The sequence below is a fragment of the Sphingopyxis sp. FD7 genome (assembly GCF_003609835.1).
In the GTDB taxonomy this organism is placed as follows: domain Bacteria; phylum Pseudomonadota; class Alphaproteobacteria; order Sphingomonadales; family Sphingomonadaceae; genus Sphingopyxis.
This window is the reverse complement of the sequence record NZ_AP017898.1, coordinates 2327248-2345168: the sequence shown is the minus strand read 5'-3', so window position 1 is coordinate 2345168 and position 17921 is coordinate 2327248. Positions and strand designations below refer to the sequence as shown.

General features: G+C 65.6%; 19 protein-coding genes. 11 read left to right on the top strand and 8 right to left on the bottom strand.

Annotated features, from left to right (window positions below):
• Window positions 1-20 precede the first annotated feature (20 nt).
• Entirely contained in the window at window positions 21-911 is an 891-nt protein-coding gene (locus SPYCA_RS11135; protein ID WP_120220426.1) for a metal-dependent hydrolase, read from the top strand.
• A 157-nt stretch (window positions 912-1068) separates the two neighbouring features.
• On the opposite strand, the gene SPYCA_RS11130 is transcribed toward SPYCA_RS11135, so the two are convergent.
• From SPYCA_RS11130 to SPYCA_RS11120, 3 genes are all read right to left on the bottom strand, one after another.
• The gene (locus SPYCA_RS11130; protein WP_120220424.1) at window positions 1069-2658 is read right to left on the bottom strand and encodes an MDR family MFS transporter; all 1590 of its coding nucleotides are present in this window, start codon (window positions 2656-2658) and stop codon (window positions 1069-1071) included.
• 136 nt (window positions 2659-2794) lie between these two features.
• Window positions 2795-3877, bottom strand: a complete 1083-nt coding sequence (locus tag SPYCA_RS11125; protein ID WP_120220422.1) for an HlyD family secretion protein — start codon at window positions 3875-3877, stop codon at window positions 2795-2797.
• Window positions 3877-4323, bottom strand: coding sequence for a MarR family winged helix-turn-helix transcriptional regulator (locus tag SPYCA_RS11120; RefSeq protein ID WP_120220420.1), 447 nt, complete (start codon window positions 4321-4323; stop codon window positions 3877-3879). Before SPYCA_RS11120 ends, SPYCA_RS11125 begins: the two co-directional genes overlap by 1 nt.
• Window positions 4324-4449: 126 nt before the next feature.
• Here SPYCA_RS11120 and SPYCA_RS11115 point away from each other — a divergent pair, with 126 nt between their 5' ends.
• The 3 genes from SPYCA_RS11115 (at window position 4450) to SPYCA_RS11100 (ending at window position 8645) form a co-directional block, all read left to right on the top strand.
• Window positions 4450-5097: a 2-hydroxychromene-2-carboxylate isomerase gene (locus tag SPYCA_RS11115; protein WP_120222290.1), complete on the top strand. Its 648-nt coding sequence runs from the start codon at window positions 4450-4452 to the stop codon at window positions 5095-5097.
• Window positions 5098-5809: 712 nt separating this feature from the next.
• The gene (locus SPYCA_RS11105) at window positions 5810-6574 is read left to right on the top strand and encodes an alpha/beta fold hydrolase (RefSeq protein ID WP_120220416.1); all 765 of its coding nucleotides are present in this window, start codon (window positions 5810-5812) and stop codon (window positions 6572-6574) included.
• Window positions 6575-6806: 232 nt separating this feature from the next.
• On the top strand, window positions 6807-8645 hold the full coding sequence (locus tag SPYCA_RS11100) for a M2 family metallopeptidase (protein WP_120220414.1): 1839 nt from the start codon (window positions 6807-6809) through the stop codon (window positions 8643-8645).
• Window positions 8646-8834: 189 nt separating this feature from the next.
• Here SPYCA_RS11100 and SPYCA_RS11095 read toward each other — a convergent pair whose 3' ends face one another.
• Window positions 8835-9170 (bottom strand): ArsR/SmtB family transcription factor, encoded by a 336-nt coding sequence (locus SPYCA_RS11095; RefSeq protein ID WP_120222289.1) that lies wholly within the window; start codon window positions 9168-9170, stop codon window positions 8835-8837.
• Between the two features lie 49 nt (window positions 9171-9219).
• Here SPYCA_RS11095 and SPYCA_RS11090 point away from each other — a divergent pair, with 49 nt between their 5' ends.
• Together SPYCA_RS11090 and SPYCA_RS11085 are read left to right on the top strand one after the other, a co-directional pair.
• Window positions 9220-9702, top strand: a complete 483-nt coding sequence (locus SPYCA_RS11090) for an SRPBCC family protein (RefSeq protein WP_120220412.1) — start codon at window positions 9220-9222, stop codon at window positions 9700-9702.
• Window positions 9703-9835: 133 nt separating this feature from the next.
• Window positions 9836-10657, top strand: coding sequence for a hypothetical protein (locus tag SPYCA_RS11085; protein ID WP_120220410.1), 822 nt, complete (start codon window positions 9836-9838; stop codon window positions 10655-10657).
• A gap of 9 nt (window positions 10658-10666) precedes the next feature.
• Here the strand turns inward: SPYCA_RS11085 and SPYCA_RS11080 are convergent, their stop codons facing one another.
• A complete protein-coding gene (locus SPYCA_RS11080) occupies window positions 10667-10927 on the bottom strand; it encodes a hypothetical protein (RefSeq protein WP_120222288.1) in 261 nt (86 codons plus the stop codon).
• Window positions 10928-11037: 110 nt separating this feature from the next.
• Between SPYCA_RS11080 and SPYCA_RS11075 the strand changes: the two genes are divergently transcribed.
• On the top strand, window positions 11038-12510 hold the full coding sequence (locus SPYCA_RS11075; protein WP_120220408.1) for an ATP-binding protein: 1473 nt from the start codon (window positions 11038-11040) through the stop codon (window positions 12508-12510).
• 135 nt (window positions 12511-12645) lie between these two features.
• On the opposite strand, the gene SPYCA_RS11070 is transcribed toward SPYCA_RS11075, so the two are convergent.
• Entirely contained in the window at window positions 12646-13014 is a 369-nt protein-coding gene (locus SPYCA_RS11070) for a PilZ domain-containing protein (protein ID WP_120220406.1), read from the bottom strand.
• A gap of 107 nt (window positions 13015-13121) precedes the next feature.
• Here SPYCA_RS11070 and SPYCA_RS11065 point away from each other — a divergent pair, with 107 nt between their 5' ends.
• From SPYCA_RS11065 to SPYCA_RS11050, 4 genes are all read left to right on the top strand, one after another.
• Window positions 13122-14723, top strand: a complete 1602-nt coding sequence (locus tag SPYCA_RS11065; RefSeq protein ID WP_120222287.1) for a lysine--tRNA ligase — start codon at window positions 13122-13124, stop codon at window positions 14721-14723.
• A 10-nt stretch (window positions 14724-14733) separates the two neighbouring features.
• Window positions 14734-15219 (top strand): DUF3291 domain-containing protein, encoded by a 486-nt coding sequence (locus SPYCA_RS11060; RefSeq protein WP_120220404.1) that lies wholly within the window; start codon window positions 14734-14736, stop codon window positions 15217-15219.
• On the top strand, window positions 15216-15698 hold the full coding sequence (locus tag SPYCA_RS11055; protein ID WP_120222286.1) for an asparaginase domain-containing protein: 483 nt from the start codon (window positions 15216-15218) through the stop codon (window positions 15696-15698). Before SPYCA_RS11060 ends, SPYCA_RS11055 begins: the two co-directional genes overlap by 4 nt.
• A gap of 99 nt (window positions 15699-15797) precedes the next feature.
• Window positions 15798-16673, top strand: coding sequence for an LOG family protein (locus SPYCA_RS11050; protein ID WP_120220402.1), 876 nt, complete (start codon window positions 15798-15800; stop codon window positions 16671-16673).
• A gap of 47 nt (window positions 16674-16720) precedes the next feature.
• On the opposite strand, the gene SPYCA_RS11045 is transcribed toward SPYCA_RS11050, so the two are convergent.
• Together SPYCA_RS11045 and SPYCA_RS11040 are read right to left on the bottom strand one after the other, a co-directional pair.
• Entirely contained in the window at window positions 16721-17152 is a 432-nt protein-coding gene (locus SPYCA_RS11045) for a c-type cytochrome (protein WP_120220400.1), read from the bottom strand.
• Entirely contained in the window at window positions 17152-17787 is a 636-nt protein-coding gene (locus tag SPYCA_RS11040; RefSeq protein WP_120220398.1) for a c-type cytochrome, read from the bottom strand. Before SPYCA_RS11040 ends, SPYCA_RS11045 begins: the two co-directional genes overlap by 1 nt.
• Between the last annotated feature and the right edge of the window lie 134 nt (window positions 17788-17921).

Genomic DNA, 17921 nt, shown 5'->3' with positions numbered 1-17921 from the left:
TTTTCGACGGTAAACGCCATATGTCCAGCCTTTCCCGGTCGCCGACCCCCGCCGATCTGTCGATCACCCCGCGCGACATGCGCTTTGGCCGCGACGGCAAACAGGGCCGCTGGTGGCTGAACGGCGATCCGATCGCCTCGGCCTTTCACACCGCATTGTCGGTCACCTTTCCCAAGGGCGAGGCGATGTTCATCGAGGCGGTGAAGGCGCATCGCGACGGCGTGCCCGACAAGCTGGCGCGCGAAATCCGCGCCTTTACCCAGCAGGAAGTGATCCACAGCCGCGAGCATGTGGTGTTCAACCGCAAGGCGGCCGAGGCGGGGTATGATCTGTCCGAACTCGAAGCCGACGTCGACGAGGTCATGGAAATCATCAAGGCGCGGCCGCCGATCGTCAACCTGATGGCGACGATCGCGCTCGAACATTATACCGCGATGATGGCGGCGGTGATGCTGCGCGAGGACCGGATGTATGCGGGCGCCGAACCCGAATGGGCGGCCCTGTGGAAATGGCACGCGATCGAGGAGATCGAGCACAAGGGCGTCGCCTATGACACCTGGCTGCACGCGACGAAGGACTGGAGCCGCTTTCGGCGCTGGCGCGCCAAGTCGCTGATGATGCTGCTCGTCACCTCGCGCTTCTGGCCGCGGCGGGTGAAGGGCATGAAGGCGCTGCTGAAGCAGGATGGCCTGACCGGCTGGCGCGTCACGGCGCGCATCTGGTGGTATCTGCTCGGCTCGCCCGGCGTGCTGCGCAAAAGCTTTCTGCCGTGGCTCGCCTATTTCATGCCGGGGTTCCACCCGTGGAACCACGACGACCGCGCGCTGATCGGCAAATATGAAAGCGATTATGCCGACGCGGTGATGCCGACGCAGTCGTCGCGGCCGGAGCTGGCGGCGGCCGCGGGCTGAATATCCTTTCCTGCGAAGGCGGGCCGTCCGGAGCGGTTCTCTCTCCCCGACTCCGGCGCCTGCCTTTGCGGGGGATCAGATTGCGCCACGTTCAATCGGCACCGTCTCAGTTTCGCTCGACACGAACGGGGAGTGGCTGAGATAAAATGCACGCCCCTCAATGCCCCATGTCGGCGGCCGATGCCTTGGGCGCGCCGACCCTGGGCGGGCGGAGCAGGAGGACGAGGGGCACCGAGAGCGCCGTCACCCACATCATCGCCCAGAAATCGTCGATATAGGCGACCATCGCCGCCTGCCGGTTGATCTCGGCATCGAGCATCGCCAGCGCCCTGTCGCCGACAATGCCGAAACGGTCGGCGGTCGAGGGATCGAGAAGCGCGACCGTGCTGCTGGTGACATGCGCGGCGAGATCCTGATGGCTCGTCTGGATATTCGCGGCGAGCAAGGTCGTGACGACCGAAATGCCGACCGAGGCGCCGAGGCTGCGGAGCAGGTTGAGCAGGCTCGACCCGTCGGTGCGGTGCTGCGGCGCGATCGTCGCGAAGGCCATGGTGTTCAAGGGGATGAAGATCAGCCCCATGCCGAGCCCCTGCACCAGCCCGCTGATAATCACCGGCTGCATCCCCATGGCGAGCGACCAGTGGCTCATCTGCCACAGCGAAAATGCCGCGATGGCAAGCCCGGCGCCGACGAGCCAGCGCGCGTCGATCTTGCCCAGCAATTGCCCCGCGACCCACATGCTGATGAGGATGCCGATGCCGCGCACCGCGAGCACCAGCCCCGTGTCGATCACCGGCCAGCCGAACAGAGTCTGCAGCATCGGCGGCAGCAGCGCCATCGACGCGAACATGACGATGCCGATGACGATCATGAAGCCCATCGCGGTGACGAGGTTGCGGTCGGCGAGCATCGCGCGGCTGAACAGCGGCGCGCGCGCGGTGAACAGATGGACGAAGAAGATCCACAGGCACGCGACCGCGACGCCGAGCTCGATCCATATCTCGGCGCTGTCGAACCAGTCGAGATGCGCGCCGCGGTCGAGCATCAGTTGCAGCGCGGCGAGCCCCAGTGCGAGCATCGAAAAGCCGAAGAGGTCGAATTTGCGGTCGCGCTTGCGCATCGCGGGCAGCAGCGCCCACATCAGCGCGAGCGTGACGAGCCCGACGGGCAGGTTGACGTAAAAGACCCAGCGCCAGTTGACGCTTTCGGTCAGCCAGCCGCCGAGCACCGGTCCCATAATCGGCCCGATCATGATCCCCATGCCCCAGATCGACATGGCGCGCGCGTGGCGTTCGGGCGGGTTGATGTCGAGCATCACCGATTGCGACAGCGGGGCGATGAAGGCCGCGAATATGCCTTGCAGGAAGCGGAAGACGACCATCTGTTCGAGCGATTGCGCCGCGCCGCACGCCATCGACGCGACGATGAAGCCGGCGATCGCGGCAAGGAACAGTTCGCGCCGCCCGATGCGGTCGGCCAGCCAGCCGGTGATCGGCATCGCGATGGCGCTCGCGAGGATATAGGAGGTGAGCACCCACGTCACCGTCTCGCTCGTCGCGCCGAGCGCCGACTGCATATGCGGGATGGCGACATTGGCGATCGTCGTGTCGAGGATCTGCATGATCGACGCGCCCATGACCGCGACGGTGAGCAGGCCGCGGTAGCGCACGCGTTCGTGGAGCGGGATGCTGTCGTCGGCGGGCAGCGCCGCGGCGGCGGGGCGACGGGGGAGGGAGCGCGACGCCATTATCTTCTGTCCACGATTCCGAACCCGTCATTGCGAGCGAAGCGAAGCAATCTCCAGCCATCGGCCTTGCCTATGCTCGACGGCTGGAGATTGCTTCGCTTCGCTCGCAATGACGGGGTTGGGCAAGGCATCCTGCTTACTTCGTAAACACCGTCACCTCCGCCGACAGCCCGGCGATCATGTCGCGTGCCGGTTTTTCGTCGAAGGCGATGCGCACGGGGACGCGCTGCGTCACCTTGACCCAGTTGCCCGTGGCGTTCTGTGCCGGGAGCACCGAGAATTCGCTGCCCGTGCCGGCGCCGATCGTCAGCACATGGCCGCGGACCGTCAGCCCCGGATAGGCGTCGAAGCGGATCTCGGCGCGCTGGCCGACGCGCATGTCGGCGAGGTCGGTTTCCTTGAAATTGGCCTCGACCCAGGGGTGCGCGGTATCGACGATGGTGAGCGCGGGAAGCCCGGCGACCATCGTTTGCCCCACCTGCAAGCGATCGGCCTGCGCGACGCGACCGGCGCGCGGTGCGCGGACGGTGGTGCGCGCCAGGTTGACCTCGGCCTGCGACCGCTGGACGCGTGCGGCCTGAACCTCCGGGTTGATGCCGCTCGACGGCCCGGCGGCGAGTCTGGCGCGCGCTTCCACCGCGGCGGCTTCGGCCTGGCGGACACGCTCGCGCGCCTGCGCAAGCGCGTGGCGCGCCGCATCATAGGCGGCGCGCGTCGTGAAGCCCTTTTCCATCAGCGCCGCCTGCCGGTCGAAATTGACCTGCGCGAACTTCACCTCCTCGCGCGCCGCGGCGATGTCGACGTTCGAGGTGTTGGCGCTCGCGGCGAGATTGCCGACTTCGACCTCAGCAGCGTCGATCGCCGCGGTCGCCTGCGCGACGCTCAGCGCATAGGGTTCGCTGTCGATGCGAAAAAGCAATTGCCCCTTGGCGACCTGCTGCCCGTCGCGGACGGCAACCTCGATGATGCGCCCGCCGACCTCGGCGGCGACCGACACCTTGTCCATCTGGACATAGGCGTTGTCGGTCGACACCGATCCGGCACTGAGCAGCCACCAGCCGACACCGCCCGCGACAAGTGCGAGGGGGAGCCCGAACATCAGGACGCGTGTGCGCCAACCGGCCTTCGTTGCGACTCCTGTGGCCGGGGACGGCGCGGGGTCCGCTTTGGGCGACGGCACGGCCTTGGCCTGTGGGCGCGTGGGGGCGAGCTGGTCCATCAGACGGGCTCCGCTTCTTTCGCGCAGACGCGGCGCGACAGATTGGCGCGCACGCGCGCGACCAGATCGAGGAGCTGGTCGCGTTCGGCAGGGCTGAGTCCTTCGAGCGCCTCGTCGTTCAGCGCCTCGACGACAGAGCGGATACCGCCGAGCAGGTCGGCGGCGCGTGTGGTCAGGTAAAGCCGCCAGGCGCGGCGGTCGGCCGGGTCGGCGCGGCGTTCGACCAGCCCCGCCTCGACCAGCCGATCGACCATCCGCGACAGGGTGATCGGCTCGACCTCGATCAGCTCGGCAAGCGGGCCCTGCCGGATTCCCTCGTGGCGTTTGAGGTAGGTGATGAGCCGCCATTGCAGCGCGGTGATGCCGCTGTCCCGGACGCGCGCGTTGAAGGCGCGGCGGTAAAGGCGGGCGGTGTCGTTGAGGATGAAGCCGATCGTTTCCGTCATGGCATGACATATAATAGCAATTGCTATTATACTCAAGTCGCAGATCGGCTTGGCAACCATCTCGAATATGGTGTAAAAATTCTTTACAGCGCTTGCATGTCGCTGATTTTCAGGCAGGATGTGGCGATGACTTTGACCGCAGACCTTTTCTGGTCCTTTCGCTCGCCTTACAGCTATCTTGCGATCGGCCGCTATCGTGCGCTGACCGCGAGCCACGACGTAACGATCAACCTGCGCCCCGTCTATCCGCTCGCGATCCGCCAGCCCGACTTTTTCGAGCGCAACCATCCCAACTGGCTGAGCTATACGATGCGTGACATGATCCGCGTGGCGCAGTTTCACGGCATTCCCTTCGGCCCGCCGCGCCCCGACCCGATCGTGCAGGACGTGCGGACGCGCGCCATCGCCGACGAGCAACCGCATATCTATCGCCTCACCCGGCTGGGGCAGGCGGCGGCGCGGCGCGGCAAGGGGCTCGCCTTTGCGCATGAGGTGGGGCAGATTATCTGGGGCGGGGCGGTCGACTGGCATATCGGCGATCATCTGGCGGGCGCGGCGCGGCGCGCCGGACTCGACCTCGCCGAGCTGGAAATCGAAGCTGTTGACGACGCCGCGGCGCTCGACAACGAGATCGCGGCCAATCAGGTCGCGCTCGAAATCGCGGGCCATTGGGGCGTGCCGACCCTGGTGTTCGAGGGCGAACCCTTTTTCGGGCAGGACCGGATCGAGATGGCGAAATGGCGGATGGAGCAGAAGGGGCTGCGGATGCGTTAGGGCTGGGGGTGACGGCGGTTTTTGGGTGGTGAGGGGCTATTCGTTCTTCCCTCGCGAACACACCTCGCATAACATCAAACTATGGTTTGGCATTCAAGAAGCGAACTTGAGGAGGAAGGGCCTCCGACCCGGAAAGAGCTGTTCTGGGCTATCGCTGTGACCCCACTCCTGCTTTTTCAGATCGTCGGTTGGAGCGTCCGCATTGGTCGCGGCCTGACTGGAGAGACGCTAACAATCTCGCGCGTGTTTGAGATATATGCCCTGCGATCAGACTCCTCTTGGCTCTTTGCAGCCGGAGTAGTGATGTATGTCATTTTCATCGCGTTCGCGCTTCTTTTGCTATGGGCATGCTCGTTGCAGTTTCAACGCTGGTATCACTGGAAGTACCGACGCTGAATGTCCGCAACCGGTCGCTTCCGGACTTTGCAAGTTTACGATCCTCCCTGTCGCGCAGCGATGGGGAGGTGGCAGCGCGGAGCGCTGACGGAGGGGCTTTGGCACTACCGTCGCCGCCCCTCCACCACCGCCTGCGGCGGCGGTCCCCCTCCCCACGGCCTTCGGCCGCAGGGAGGATATTATGTCCGCAATCGGCCGTTTTCGGTCATCCCCGCTTCCCGTTGGCGTCGAGCGAAGTCGGGACGCTCTTCGACAGCTGCGGCCCGCGCCCCTTGCCCGGTTGCGTGAGCCCGCGCGGAGCGGGTAAGGCGGCGCCATGACGATCGAACCCCAATTTTTCGAGGCGCGCGACGGCGTGCGGCTGGCGTGGCGCGAGACGGGACCGGAAGCAGGTGGCGGCCGGCCCGTCGTGCTGCTCCACGGGCTGTTTTCGAGCGGCGAGGTCAACTGGATCAAGTTCGGCACCGCGGCGCGGATCGCGGGCGAGGGCTACCGCGTCATCATGCCCGACCTGCGCGTCCACGGGTCGAGCGACGCGCCGCACGAGGAAGACTTTTACCCGCCCGATGTGCTGGTGCGCGATCTGGAGGATCTGGTCGCGCACCTGGGCCTGGCCGATTTCGACCTCGGCGGCTTTTCGCTCGGCGCGCGGACCAGCGTGCGCGCGGTCGTCGCGGGGATGAAGCCGCGGCGGCTGATTTTGGGCGGCATGGGGCTGGCGGGGCTCGCCGGGTGGCAGCGGCGCGGCGCCTTTTTCAAGCGCGCGATCGCCGAATATGAGACCGCGAAGCGCGGCGACGACACCTGGCTGTCGATCCAGTTCATGAAGACGATGAAGGTCGACCGCATCGCCGCGGGGCATTTGCTGGAAAGCTTTACCGACACGCCGCCCGAGGCGCTGGCGGCGCTGACGATGCCGGTTCTCGTCGTGTGCGGCGAGCAGGACCGCGACAATGGTTCGGCCGAGGAACTGGTCGCGGAACTGCCCGATGCGCGGCTGGCGACGATTCCGGGGACGCATATGTCGAGCGTGACCGAAGCGGCGCTGGGTGAGGCGATCGCGGCGTTCCTGACGGGTTGACCCGGCGCGCAGGGGGCGTCAAGCTGTCGCCATCGCGTTCCAGATCCCGATCCTTTCGGCTGGCCGTAGAAAGTCTTGTGCGTCCCCGCGAAGGCGGGGATCCATCTTCCGCCGGTTCGGCCTTGCGGCGGCCGGTGATGGGCTCCCGCCTTCGCGGGGAGCGCGAAGGCCATTTTCGTTCGGCGAAGCTCGTGGCCCGGAACGCCCATAACATGTTCAGAGGACGCACCCCATGAAAGCCATGATCTCGACGCTGTCGCTTGCCCTGTCGCTCGCGGCGGCGACTCCCGCCTTTGCACAGGCGGCGCCTGCTGCCGCCCCCACCGCCGCCCCCACCGCCGCCGACGCCGAAGCCTTTATCGCCGCGGCCGAGAAAGAACTGTTCGACTATAGCGTCGAGGCCGCCCAGGTGAACTGGGTCAATGCGACCTATATCACCGAGGACACCGACGCGATGGCGGCGCGGATCAACGCGGTCGGCACCGAAAAGGCGGTGAAATATGCGCTGGAGGCCGCGAAATACAGCGATGTTCCCGGCCTCGGCGCCGAAACGAAGCGCAAGCTCAACATCCTGCGCACGGGCCTCGTGCTGCCCGCGCCGACGACGCCGGGCGCCGCCACCGAACTCAATCAGATCGCGACCGACCTGCAGTCGCAATATGGCAAGGGCCGCGGCACGCTGAACGGCAAGGAGATTTCGGGGTCGGACATCGAGGCCGAGATGGGCAATATCGAGCGCACCCCCGCCGAACTCGCCGAAATGTGGACGAGCTGGCACGACAATGTCGGCGCGCCGATGAAGGATGATTATGCCCGCATGGTCGCCATCGCGAACGCGGGCGCGAAGGAGCTGGGCTTTGCCGACACCGGCGCGATGTGGCGGTCGGGATACGACATGCCGCCCGAAGAGTTCGCCAAGCTGACCGAGAAAATCTGGCAGGACATGAAGCCGCTCTATGTCGCGCTCCACACCTATGTCCGCTGGAAACTCAACGAGAAATATGGCGACGCGGTGCAGCCCAGGACGGGGCCGATCCGCGCCGACCTGCTCGGCAATATGTGGGCGCAGGAATGGGGCAATATCTATCCGCTCGTCGCGCCGCCGGGGACGGGCGACCTGGGCTATGACATCGGCGAGCTGCTCGCCGCGCAGGGCAAGTCGCCGCTCGACATGGTCAAGATCGGCGAAAACTTCTATTCGTCGCTCGGCATGGCGCCGCTGCCCGATACTTTCTGGAAGCGGAGCATGTTCACCAAGCCCGCCGACCGCGAAGTCGTCTGCCACGCTTCGGCGTGGAACATCGACAACAAGGACGATATCCGCATCAAGATGTGCATCAAGGTGAATGCCGACGATTTCGTCACCATTCACCATGAGCTTGGGCATAATTATTATCAGCGCGCCTATAACGAGCAGCCCTTCCTGTACCTGAACGGCGCCAACGACGGGTTCCACGAGGCGATCGGCGATTTCGTCGCGCTGTCGATCACGCCGCAATATCTGGTCGACATCGGCCTGCTCGACAAGGCGCAGGTGCCGAGCGCCGACAAGGATATCGGCCTGCTGCTGCGGCAGGCGATGGACAAGGTCGCCTTCCTGCCGTTCGGGCTGCTCATCGACCGCTGGCGCTGGGGCGTGTTCGACGGGACGATCCAGCCCGCCGATTACAACAAGGCGTGGACCGAGATGCGCACCCGTTATCAGGGCATCGTCCCGCCGACCGAGCGCCCCGCCGATGCGTTTGACGCGGGGGCGAAATATCATATTCCGGGCAACACGCCCTACACGCGCTATTTCCTCGCGCGCATCCTGCAATTCCAGTTCTATGAGGCGGCGTGCAGGCAGGCGGGGTGGAAGGGACCGCTCCACCGCTGTTCCTTCTATGGCAACAAGGATGTCGGGGCGAAACTGAATGCGATGCTCGAGATGGGGGCGTCGAAGCCGTGGCCCGACGCGCTCCAGGCCTTTACCGGCACGCGCGAGATGTCGGGCAAGGCGATGGCCGATTATTTCGCGCCGCTGAAAAAATGGCTCGACGAGCAGAACAAGGGCAAGCCGCAGGGGTGGTGAGGCCCGCGGGCGATGAAAGAAGGGCCGGGGAGGGGTTTCCCCGGCCTTTTTTGTGGGCTGGCGAGGATTCTCGTCCTCGTATCATCCGTCATCCCGGCGAAGGCCGGGATCTCGCCGGTGCAGATAAGCGCTACGGTGAGATCCCGGCCTTCGCCGGGATGACGTTGGAGGAGGGCTGCTCCCCCGAAGTCAGTTGCCCTTCCCCGCCTCCACCGCCTGTTTGAAGCGCGCGAGCCGGGCCGATGCCGCGGCGGCGTGTGGGCCGATCCAGCGGTCGTGGATGTCCTGAATCGGCATCGCGTTGAGGTGGTTCCAGCGTTCGCGGCCGCGGCGTTCGGCAATCACCAGCCCGGCCTCCTCCAGCACTTTGAGATGCTGCATCACCGTGCAGCGGTCGATGTCGGCGAAATGCGTGCAGAGCGCGCCGGTGGTCAGCGGCTGGTCGCGCAAGTCGTCCAATATCTGCCGCCGCACGGGCGACGCCAGCGCCTTGAAAACCGCATCATATTCGTCGTGAATTGACATGTTATAAAAATATAACATAATGAGCTGCGACTCAAGTGGAGAATGAATCATGGAACTGAAGTTCAGGGTCGCGGCGCGGATCGCGAAGCCGGTGGCCGAGGTGTTCGAGGCGGTCGCCGATCCCGCGAAGCTGTCGGCCTATTTCACCACCGGCGGCGCGAAGGGGCGGCTGGAAACGGGCGCGACGGTGACATGGGATTTCCACGACTATCCCGGCGCCTTTCCGGTCCATGTGATCGAGGTTGTCGAGCGCGAGCGCATCGTCCTCGAATGGCAGGCGAGCGAGGGCGAGGCGCACAATATCGAGGGCAGCGACCCCAAGGATGCGGATTATCGCACGCGCGTGACGATGCGTTTCAAAAGCCTCGACGATGGACGCACTCTGGTCGAGATTTCCGAAGAGGGCTGGCGCGAGAATCAGGGCGCGCTCCGCGCATCCTATGGCAATTGCCAGGGCTGGGCGCAGATGCTCTGCGCGCTGAAGGCGTGGCTTGAATATGGCATCAATTTGCGTGCGGGCATGTATAAATAGCGCGAGTGGTCGCCTTTTCTTCGTTCGTTACTTAAAAACGCTTGCAACGATATGGTTTTGCGACAATTTCCGGCAACATGCCGGGAACCGGAGGCCTGTCTTGCGGCGCCGGATTCGTGACGAAGGAGGATCCATGAAGCGTCTTGTCATGACCATCGCCCTTGCTGCGGGACTTCCCGCCGCGGCCAACGCCGCGACCTGCGAACAGGGTTTCGTGAAGAAGGGCAATCCGGTGACGGGGCTGCGCTTTATCGCGACGACCAATGTTCCGGGGATGAGCCCGGCGAGCGCTGTCGGGCAATTGAACGGCATCGTTGCCGCAAAAGGTTATGACATATTGGCCGCGGAGCAGGAAAGCGGCTCGATGCTGATCGAGCAGCCGCAGACCGGAAAGGCGCGCTCTTTCCCGATCGAGATTGCCGCCGACGGTGCGGGCAATGTGCGCATGGAGGCAAAGCTGCGCCCCACGATGGGCATTCCCGAAGCCGCGGCGAAGGCCGAAATGTGCGGCATATTGAACCAGCTCAAGGGCGGCAAGGCGGGCGAGGCGCTTGCGGCGAAGGGCATGCAGGCGACGACCGCAGCCGGCGCGCCGATCCGCATGAGCGTGCTGCGCTTTTCGCAGGACATCACCGGCGAGGCCGACAAGAACAGCGCCGCGGTGCCGCTGCGCTACAAGAATAAATCCTTCACCCTCTATGGCCCCGTCGCCTATGTCGGGCCGGTCGGTGACAGCTATCGCGTCGAATGGAAGCTGGTGTCGAACGTGCTGACCGACATCGTGCCCGGTCGTTCGTCGGCGGGGATGAATGTGAACTGCGTGCTGGCAAAGGGGCAAGGGCCTTATGCGCTCAAGCTGAAACCCGGCAAGCACGCCGAGCTGACGGGGACGTTCGACCGGCTCGATTACGGCCTGTCGCTGGTGTGGCTCAAGGATTGTCGCCCGGTGAAGTGAGGGGCGGGTCTAATCCCCGCCCGCGCGGTCCGCCAGATCCATGAAATCGCGCGCGGCGTCGCGTTCGCCTTCATCCTCGAACGCGACGTCGAGGTCGGGGGCGTCCCCCAGCATATACATCAGCGCCCACAGCGCGAAGCGGCGGCCGGAATTGGTTTCCAGCCCGAAATCGACGCGCATCCGCTCGGCGCCAGCGGCGCGCGCCGCGGGCGTGATCGCGGCAAGGTCGGCGGTGCCGAAATAGCGGCGGAGCTGGTCGTCGAAATCCATGGGCGTGCTTTCGGGCGGTTTGCGCGCTTTGGCAAGGCGGGCGGTAAAAATCGGGTCGCCCGCCCGCCACCCGGTTGTCATCGGCCGGGGGCGCCGATAGGGCGGCGGCTGTGAAGACGAGTATCGAGATCGGGACCGACGCGGCGGGGCAGGACGTGCGCGTCGACGTGCAGGAACTGCTCGCGACGCGCCTGCTCGTCCAGGGCAATTCGGGGTCGGGCAAGTCGCACCTTCTGCGGCGCATCCTCGAGGAAAGCGCCGCGCTGGTGCAGCAGGTCGTGATCGATCCCGAGGGCGATTTCGTGACGCTGGCCGACGCCTTCAGCCATGTCGTGATCAACGGCGGCGATTATGACGAGCGCGAGATTGCGGCGATGGGCGCGCGCATCCGCGAACACCGCGCGTCGATCGTCCTCAGCCTCGAATCGCTCGACATCGAGGCGCAGATGACCTGCGCCGCGGCGTTCCTCAATGCGTTGTTCGACGCCCCGCGCGAACATTGGTTTCCGGCGCTGGTGGTGGTCGACGAGGCGCAGATGTTCGCGCCGTCGGCGTCGGGCGACGTGTCCGACGCCGTCCGCCGCGCGAGCCTGTCGGCGATGACCAACCTGATGTGCCGCGGGCGCAAACGCGGGCTGGCGGGCGCGATCGCGACGCAGCGGCTGGCGAAGCTCGCCAAGAATGTCGCCGCCGAGGCGAGCAATTTCCTGATGGGGCGCACCTTCCTCGACATCGACATGGCGCGCGCCGCCGACCTGCTCGGCATGGAGCGGCGGCAGGCGGAGGCGATCCGCGACCTCGAGCGCGGGCATTTCCTGGGGCTGGGCCCCGCGATCTCGCGCCGCCCGCTGGCGATCCGCATCGGCGCGACGCGGACGGCGACGCGGATGGGGACGCACAGCCTGATGCCGCTGCCGGTGGCGGCGGGCGACGATATGCGCTCGATGCTCTTTGCCGAGGAGGAGGTGCCCGCCGCGCCGCGTGCCGTCGCGGTCGAACCCGAGCCCGTCGCGGCGGGCGAGCTGCTCGAACGGATCGCGGCCAGCCAACCGCTGCACACCGACGCCGCTGCTCCGCCCGTGCTCGACATCGTCGAGGCGGCGGCCGAGGCCGAGGAGGCCGACGCGGTGGTGATCGCGACGCTGGAGGCGATGCTGGACGATCCCGACAGCGCCTTTCAGGGCGAGGCGATGCTGTTTCAGGATTTTTCGGTGCGCTGCCGGATGGCGAAGCTGCGAAAAGTGCCGCTCGACGTCGCCGCCTTTCGCCGCCGCTTTGCGCTGGCGAAGGGGGGCGTTTTCGACCCCGCCGAGCCGCGCTGGCAGGGCGCGCTTGCGGTCGCCGACCGGCTTCCGCCCGACATGGTCGCGCCCTTTTTGCAGATCGCGCGCGCGGCAATGGAGGGCGCGCCCTGCCCCGACGACGAGGCGCTCGGCCGCGCCTATGGCAGCCGCTCGCCGGGGCGCATCCGCCGCCTGATCGACTATATGGAGAAACAGGGGGTGATCGTCGTGCGCGCCGATTTCGGCGGGCGGCGGTCGATCGGGATTCCGGGGCTGGGGCTTAGTACCGAGGCGGAATAGGGACAGGGTGAGCAGCGCTCCCCTTGTTCGTCATTCCGGCGAAGGCCGGAATCTCACCCTGGCACGATGACGCAAGCGGCGCGATCCCGGCCTTCGCCGGGATGACGATTGTGATGAACAGGGAGGGGTTGCGCCTCAGCTCAACCCGCGCCGCCCGAAGGCGACGGGGCGCTGGCTGTGGAAAATCTGCGCGGGGTTGATCATCGCCGCGGCGCGTGCGCGCTCGAGCGCGTTGTAAAGCGGGCCATGCGTCAGCTCATAGGGGAAGCGCACGCCCATGCGGTCAACCTCTGACCACATCACGACGGCGTAGACGAGCTGCCCGCCATAATGGATTTCGCAGCGCGAGCGCGCCGGCATGGAGGCGCCGACGATTTGCGCGCCGCCCTCCGACAGGTCGGTGATGCGGCCTTCGACGAAGTTGAGCACGCCATTGACGGTGACGTCGATGGCGACGCGGGTGCGCTCGTGGCGGCGCGGCGTGGAGAGGCGAGGCGTGGTCATGCGGCGAACCTAAGCTTGTCATGGTAAATAATCCGGTAACGATGATCGCGGGCGACAGGGCAATTTTGCCTTTCGATTCGGATGCGCTTGCCGCTATGGGCGGCGCCATGACCGACCTGCATCTTCATCCGTCGCTGCGCGAGCCCGCGCAAACGTCCAAGGCCTGGCCGTTCGAGGAAGCGCGCAAGCTGGTCAAACGCTATCCGGGCGGCAAGCCCGGCGGCGAAGCCGTGCTGTTCGAGACCGGCTATGGCCCGTCGGGGCTGCCGCATATCGGCACGTTCAACGAAGTGTTGCGCACGACGATGGTGCGCCGCGCCTATGAAACGCTGACCGGCGGCGCTGCGACGCGGCTGGTGGCGTTCAGCGACGATATGGACGGGCTGCGCAAGGTGCCCGACAATGTGCCGAACGGCGCCATGCTGCGCGAGCATCTGGGGCGGCCGCTGACCGCGATCCCCGACCCCTTCGGCAAATATGAGAGTTTCGCGCACCACAATAATGCGATGCTGCGCGAGTTTCTCGACCGCTTCGGCTTCGATTACGAGTTTGTGAGCTCGACCGAGCGCTATCGGTCGGGGGCGTTCGACGAGGCGCTCAAAAATGTGCTGCGCCACAATCAGGATATCCTCGACATCATGCTGCCGACGCTGCGCGCCGAGCGCGCCGCGACCTATTCGCCGATCCTGCCGATCAGCCCCAGGTCGGGGATCGTGTTGCAGGTGCCGGTCACGGTGGTCGACGCCGAGGCGGGGCTGGTGTCGTTCGAGGAAGAGGGCGAGACGATCACGCACAGCATTCTGGGCGGCGGCGCGAAGCTGCAATGGAAGGTCGACTGGGCGATGCGCTGGGTCGCGCTGGGCGTCGATTATGAAATGTACGGCAAGGATCTGACCGACAGCGGGGTGCAGTCGGGCAAGATTGCGAAAGCACTCGGCGGGCGCAAGCCCGAAGGGCTGATCTATGAGATGTTCCTCGACGAGAAGGGCGAGAAGATTTCCAAGTCGAAGGGCAATGGCCTGTCGATGGAGGAATGGCTGGCCTATGGCAGCGAGGAAAGCCTGGCCTTTTACGCCTATCGCGAGCCCAAGGCGGCGAAGCAGCTGCATATCGGCGTGGTGCCGAAGGCGGTCGACGAATATCTGCAGATGCGCGGCGCCTATCCGGCGCAGGAGCCCGACAAGAAGCTGGGCAACCCGGTGCATCATGTCCATGTCGCGCGCGGGCAGGATGTGCCGGAGACGGTGCTGCCGGTGACCTATGGCCTGTTGCTCAACCTCGTCGGCGTGATGGGCGCCGATGCGTCGAAGGAGCAGATCTGGCGTTACCTCGGCCAATATGTCCCGGGCGCCGATGCCGCGACTTATCCCGAGCTCGACCGGCTGATCGACAATGCGATGGCGTATAACCGCGATTTCGTCGCGCCGACGCTGAAGCGCCGCAAGCCTGAGGGTGGCGAGGTCGCGGCGCTGCGCGAGCTGGATGCACGGCTGGCCGCGCTGCCCGCCGACGCCTCGGCCGACGACATCCAGAATATCGTCTATGAAATTGGCAAGAACGAGGCGCATGGCTTCGATAATCTGCGCGACTGGTTCAAGGCGCTGTACGAGACATTGCTGGGATCGAGCGCCGGGCCGCGGATGGGCAGCTTTATCGCGCTGTTCGGGGTGGAGAATACGCGGCGGCTGATCGCCGAGGCGCTGACCTGAGGAGACGCATATGGCCGCCTATGAACTCGCCCAGATCAATATCGCGCGCTTTCGTCTGCCGCCCGAGCATGTCGCCAACCGCGATTTCATGGATGCGCTCGACGCGGTGAATGCCATTGCCGAGGCGAGCGACGGCTTTGTCTGGCGGCTGACGGGTGACGGCAATGACGCGACCGATGTGCCCGTTACCGACGATCCGCATGTCATCGCGAACATGTCGGTGTGGCGCGACCTCGATGCGCTCGCCGCCTTTGTCTATCGCCAGCCGGACCATCTTGCGATCATGAAACGGCGCAAGGAGTGGTTCGACCATATCGGCGTGTATCAGGTGTTGTGGTGGGTACCGGCGGGGCACCGTCCGACCGTCGCCGAGGGCATGGCGCGGATCGCGATACTGGAGGCCAAGGGGCCGACGGCGGATGCCTTTACCTTCAAGCAACCGTTCGCGGCGCCCGACGGCACGCCGGCGCTGCCGGTGCAGGACGAATGCGCGTGATCGACATCTTCACCACCGGCGGGACGATCGACAAGGTCTATTTCGACGCGCTGAGCGAGTTTCAGATCGGCCCCGCGGCGATCCCCGACATGCTGCGCGAGAATAATGTCCATGTGCCGCACCGCGTGACGCAGTTGATGCGCAAGGACAGCCTTGAACTCGACGATGCCGACCGCGAGACGATCCGCGCCGCGGTCGCCGCGAGCGATGCCGACCGCATCCTCGTGACGCACGGCACCGACACGATGGTCGTCACCGGGCGCGTTCTGGCGGGAATCGAAGGCAAGACGATCGTGCTGACGGGCGCGATGCAGCCCGCGTCGGTGCGCGCGAGCGATGCCGAGTTCAACGTCGGCTTTGCGCTGGCGGCGGTCCAGACGCTGCCGCCCGGCGTCTATGTCGCGATGAACGGGATGATCTTCGATCCTCAGCGGACGGTGAAGGACCGCGCGGGCGCGCGGTTCGTGGCGGAGGACTGACAATATATTGATCATTATCCCGGCCTTCGCCGGAATGACGGTGCGGGTATGGCAGTGGCTGACTTGGCAAAGTCATGCGAAGCGTATAGCCGCTCGCTAATGGCAGAAGATAAACAACCCCATCGTTCGCGTTTCCACAAGGCCAAGGACGACGCGCAATTCGCCCGGCAGGCGACCACCACGCCGCAAACGGCGCATCCCGCCTACCGGCTGGCTTTTCAGGATAATGATTTTCTGCTGCGCGAGGATCTGCGTCCCGTCCGTTTCCAGCTCGAATTGCTGAAACCCGAACTGCTGCTTGACGAAGCCGGGATCGAATCGACGCTCGTGGTCTATGGCTCGGCGCGTATTCCCGAACCCGGTGAAGCCGATGCGCTCGAAGCCGCGGCGACCGACGATGTCACACGAAACATCGCCCGGCGTCTTAAGGCCAAGGCCAGATATTATGACGAAGCGCGCGCGCTTGCGCGGCTCGCAAGCCAGTATCCGTGCGACGACAAGGGCTGCCGCCATTTCGTCGTCTGCTCGGGCGGCGGGCCATCCATCATGGAAGCGGCGAACCGCGGCGCCGCCGACGAGGGGCGCGAATCGATCGGGCTCAACATCGTGCTCCCGCACGAACAGGCGCCGAACCGCTATGTCACCCCGTCGCTGAGTTTCCAGTTCCACTATTTCGCGCTGCGCAAGATGCATTTCCTGCTCCGTGCGCGTGCCGTGTGCGTCTTTCCGGGCGGATTCGGGACGTTCGACGAAATGTTCGAGCTGCTCACGCTGATCCAGACGGGCAAGATCAAGCCGATCCCGATCGTCCTGTTCGGCAAGGAGTTCTGGCACCGCGTCGTCAATTTCGAGGCGCTGGTCGAGGAGGGTGTCGTCAGCGCGCGCGACCTCGATCTCTTCCAGTTTGTCGAGACCGCGGGCGAAGCGTGGAAGATCATCACCGACTTCTACGCGAATATCGAACAGCAGCGTTGAGAACAACGTCGTCGCCCCCGCCTGCGCGGGGGCGACGGCTTATTTCTCTATTTCTGCGCTTCCAGATACAGGATCAGTGCCTTGCGATCCGCGGTGTCGGGCACCCCGGCAAAGGCCATGCGCGTACCGGGGACGTCCTTCATCGGCGCTTCCAGATAGGCGTCGAGCGCGGCTTCGTCCCAGACGCCGCCCTTCGCCTTCATCGCGGCCGAATAGGAAAAGTCGGGCTTTGCCGCGACGGGGGCGCCGACGATGGCGTGGAGGTTCGGGCCGATGCCGTGACGGCCGCCCTTGTCGACCGTGTGACAGGCGACGCAGCGCCGGAAAATCTGTTCGCCCATCGCCGCCGTCGGTTCGACTGTCGGCGCTTCGGTCGCGGGTTCGCCTGTTGTCGCCTCGTCGGCGGGGGGAGGGGCGTCGTTCCTGCCGCAGCCGACGAGCAGCAGCGCGCCCGCCAGCAGGACGGGCGCGGCGCGCATTATTTCGCCGCTTCGGTCGGTGCAGCGGCGGGTTCGGCCGCCGCGTCCGTCGGGGCGGCGGCGCCTTCGGCTGCCGGAGTGGCGCCTGCGGCGGCGTCAGCGGTCGCGACCTCTTCGACGGGCGGCAGCGGGAGGTTCGATCCCTGCGCGTTCATGTAAACGATCAGGTTCGCGCGATCTTCGGCGCTGCTGAGGCCCGCGAACGACATTTTGGTTCCCGGCGCATATTTGCGCGGGCTTTTCAGCCATTCGTCCATGCTGGCGAAATCCCAGTTGCCGGGAATGCCCTTCAGTGCCTCCGAATAGGCAAAGCCGGGCACATGGCCGTGCGCCTTGCCCAGCGCGCCGTAAAGATTGGGACCGATGCCGTTGGCGCCGCCCGCGTTGATCGTGTGGCACGCCGCGCATTTCGCGAACACCGCTTCGCCCTTCGCCGGATCGGCGGCCGCAAGCAGGTTGGCAAGCGGCACCGCCGATTCGCCGCCTTCTCCACCGGCTTCGGCGTCTTCGATCGGATATCCGGGTTTTTCCGGAGCATGGGTCGCGAACAACATGCTCGACCCGATGGTCAGGCCCAGCGCGCAAATGCCGGCGAACAGCACCCAGCCGGCAATGGTATTGTTGCGATTGTCCATGCTCTAACAGCCCCGTTAGCTGGCGGCCATAGGTGGACGCCTTTGTGATTTGGACGCTCCCTTACTGGCGCGGCGGCGGCGGCGCAAGGGGATGAAATCGGCCGACGCGCCGCCGCGGCCGCCGGTTGCGCGGT

Excerpts from the sequence above, each read along its gene's own strand:
- SPYCA_RS11045 (WP_120220400.1), bottom strand. The coding sequence starts at position 17,152 with ATGCGCGCCGCGCCCGTCCTGCTGGCGGGCGCGCTGCTGCTCGTCGGC.
- SPYCA_RS11090 (WP_120220412.1), top strand. The coding sequence starts at position 9,220 with ATGGAACTGAAGTTCAGGGTCGCGGCGCGGATCGCGAAGCCGGTGGCC.
- SPYCA_RS11130 (WP_120220424.1), bottom strand. The coding sequence starts at position 2,658 with ATGGCGTCGCGCTCCCTCCCCCGTCGCCCCGCCGCCGCGGCGCTGCCC.
- SPYCA_RS11050 (WP_120220402.1), top strand. The coding sequence starts at position 15,798 with ATGGCAGAAGATAAACAACCCCATCGTTCGCGTTTCCACAAGGCCAAG.
- SPYCA_RS11085 (WP_120220410.1), top strand. The coding sequence starts at position 9,836 with ATGAAGCGTCTTGTCATGACCATCGCCCTTGCTGCGGGACTTCCCGCC.
- SPYCA_RS11115 (WP_120222290.1), top strand. The coding sequence starts at position 4,450 with ATGACTTTGACCGCAGACCTTTTCTGGTCCTTTCGCTCGCCTTACAGC.
- SPYCA_RS11060 (WP_120220404.1), top strand. The coding sequence starts at position 14,734 with ATGGCCGCCTATGAACTCGCCCAGATCAATATCGCGCGCTTTCGTCTG.
- SPYCA_RS11125 (WP_120220422.1), bottom strand. The coding sequence starts at position 3,877 with ATGGACCAGCTCGCCCCCACGCGCCCACAGGCCAAGGCCGTGCCGTCG.
- SPYCA_RS11095 (WP_120222289.1), bottom strand. The coding sequence starts at position 9,170 with ATGTCAATTCACGACGAATATGATGCGGTTTTCAAGGCGCTGGCGTCG.
- SPYCA_RS11065 (WP_120222287.1), top strand. The coding sequence starts at position 13,122 with ATGACCGACCTGCATCTTCATCCGTCGCTGCGCGAGCCCGCGCAAACG.
- SPYCA_RS11070 (WP_120220406.1), bottom strand. The coding sequence starts at position 13,014 with ATGACCACGCCTCGCCTCTCCACGCCGCGCCGCCACGAGCGCACCCGC.
- SPYCA_RS11120 (WP_120220420.1), bottom strand. The coding sequence starts at position 4,323 with ATGACGGAAACGATCGGCTTCATCCTCAACGACACCGCCCGCCTTTAC.
- SPYCA_RS11105 (WP_120220416.1), top strand. The coding sequence starts at position 5,810 with ATGACGATCGAACCCCAATTTTTCGAGGCGCGCGACGGCGTGCGGCTG.
- SPYCA_RS11040 (WP_120220398.1), bottom strand. The coding sequence starts at position 17,787 with ATGGACAATCGCAACAATACCATTGCCGGCTGGGTGCTGTTCGCCGGC.
- SPYCA_RS11135 (WP_120220426.1), top strand. The coding sequence starts at position 21 with ATGTCCAGCCTTTCCCGGTCGCCGACCCCCGCCGATCTGTCGATCACC.
- SPYCA_RS11100 (WP_120220414.1), top strand. The coding sequence starts at position 6,807 with ATGAAAGCCATGATCTCGACGCTGTCGCTTGCCCTGTCGCTCGCGGCG.
- SPYCA_RS11080 (WP_120222288.1), bottom strand. The coding sequence starts at position 10,927 with ATGGATTTCGACGACCAGCTCCGCCGCTATTTCGGCACCGCCGACCTT.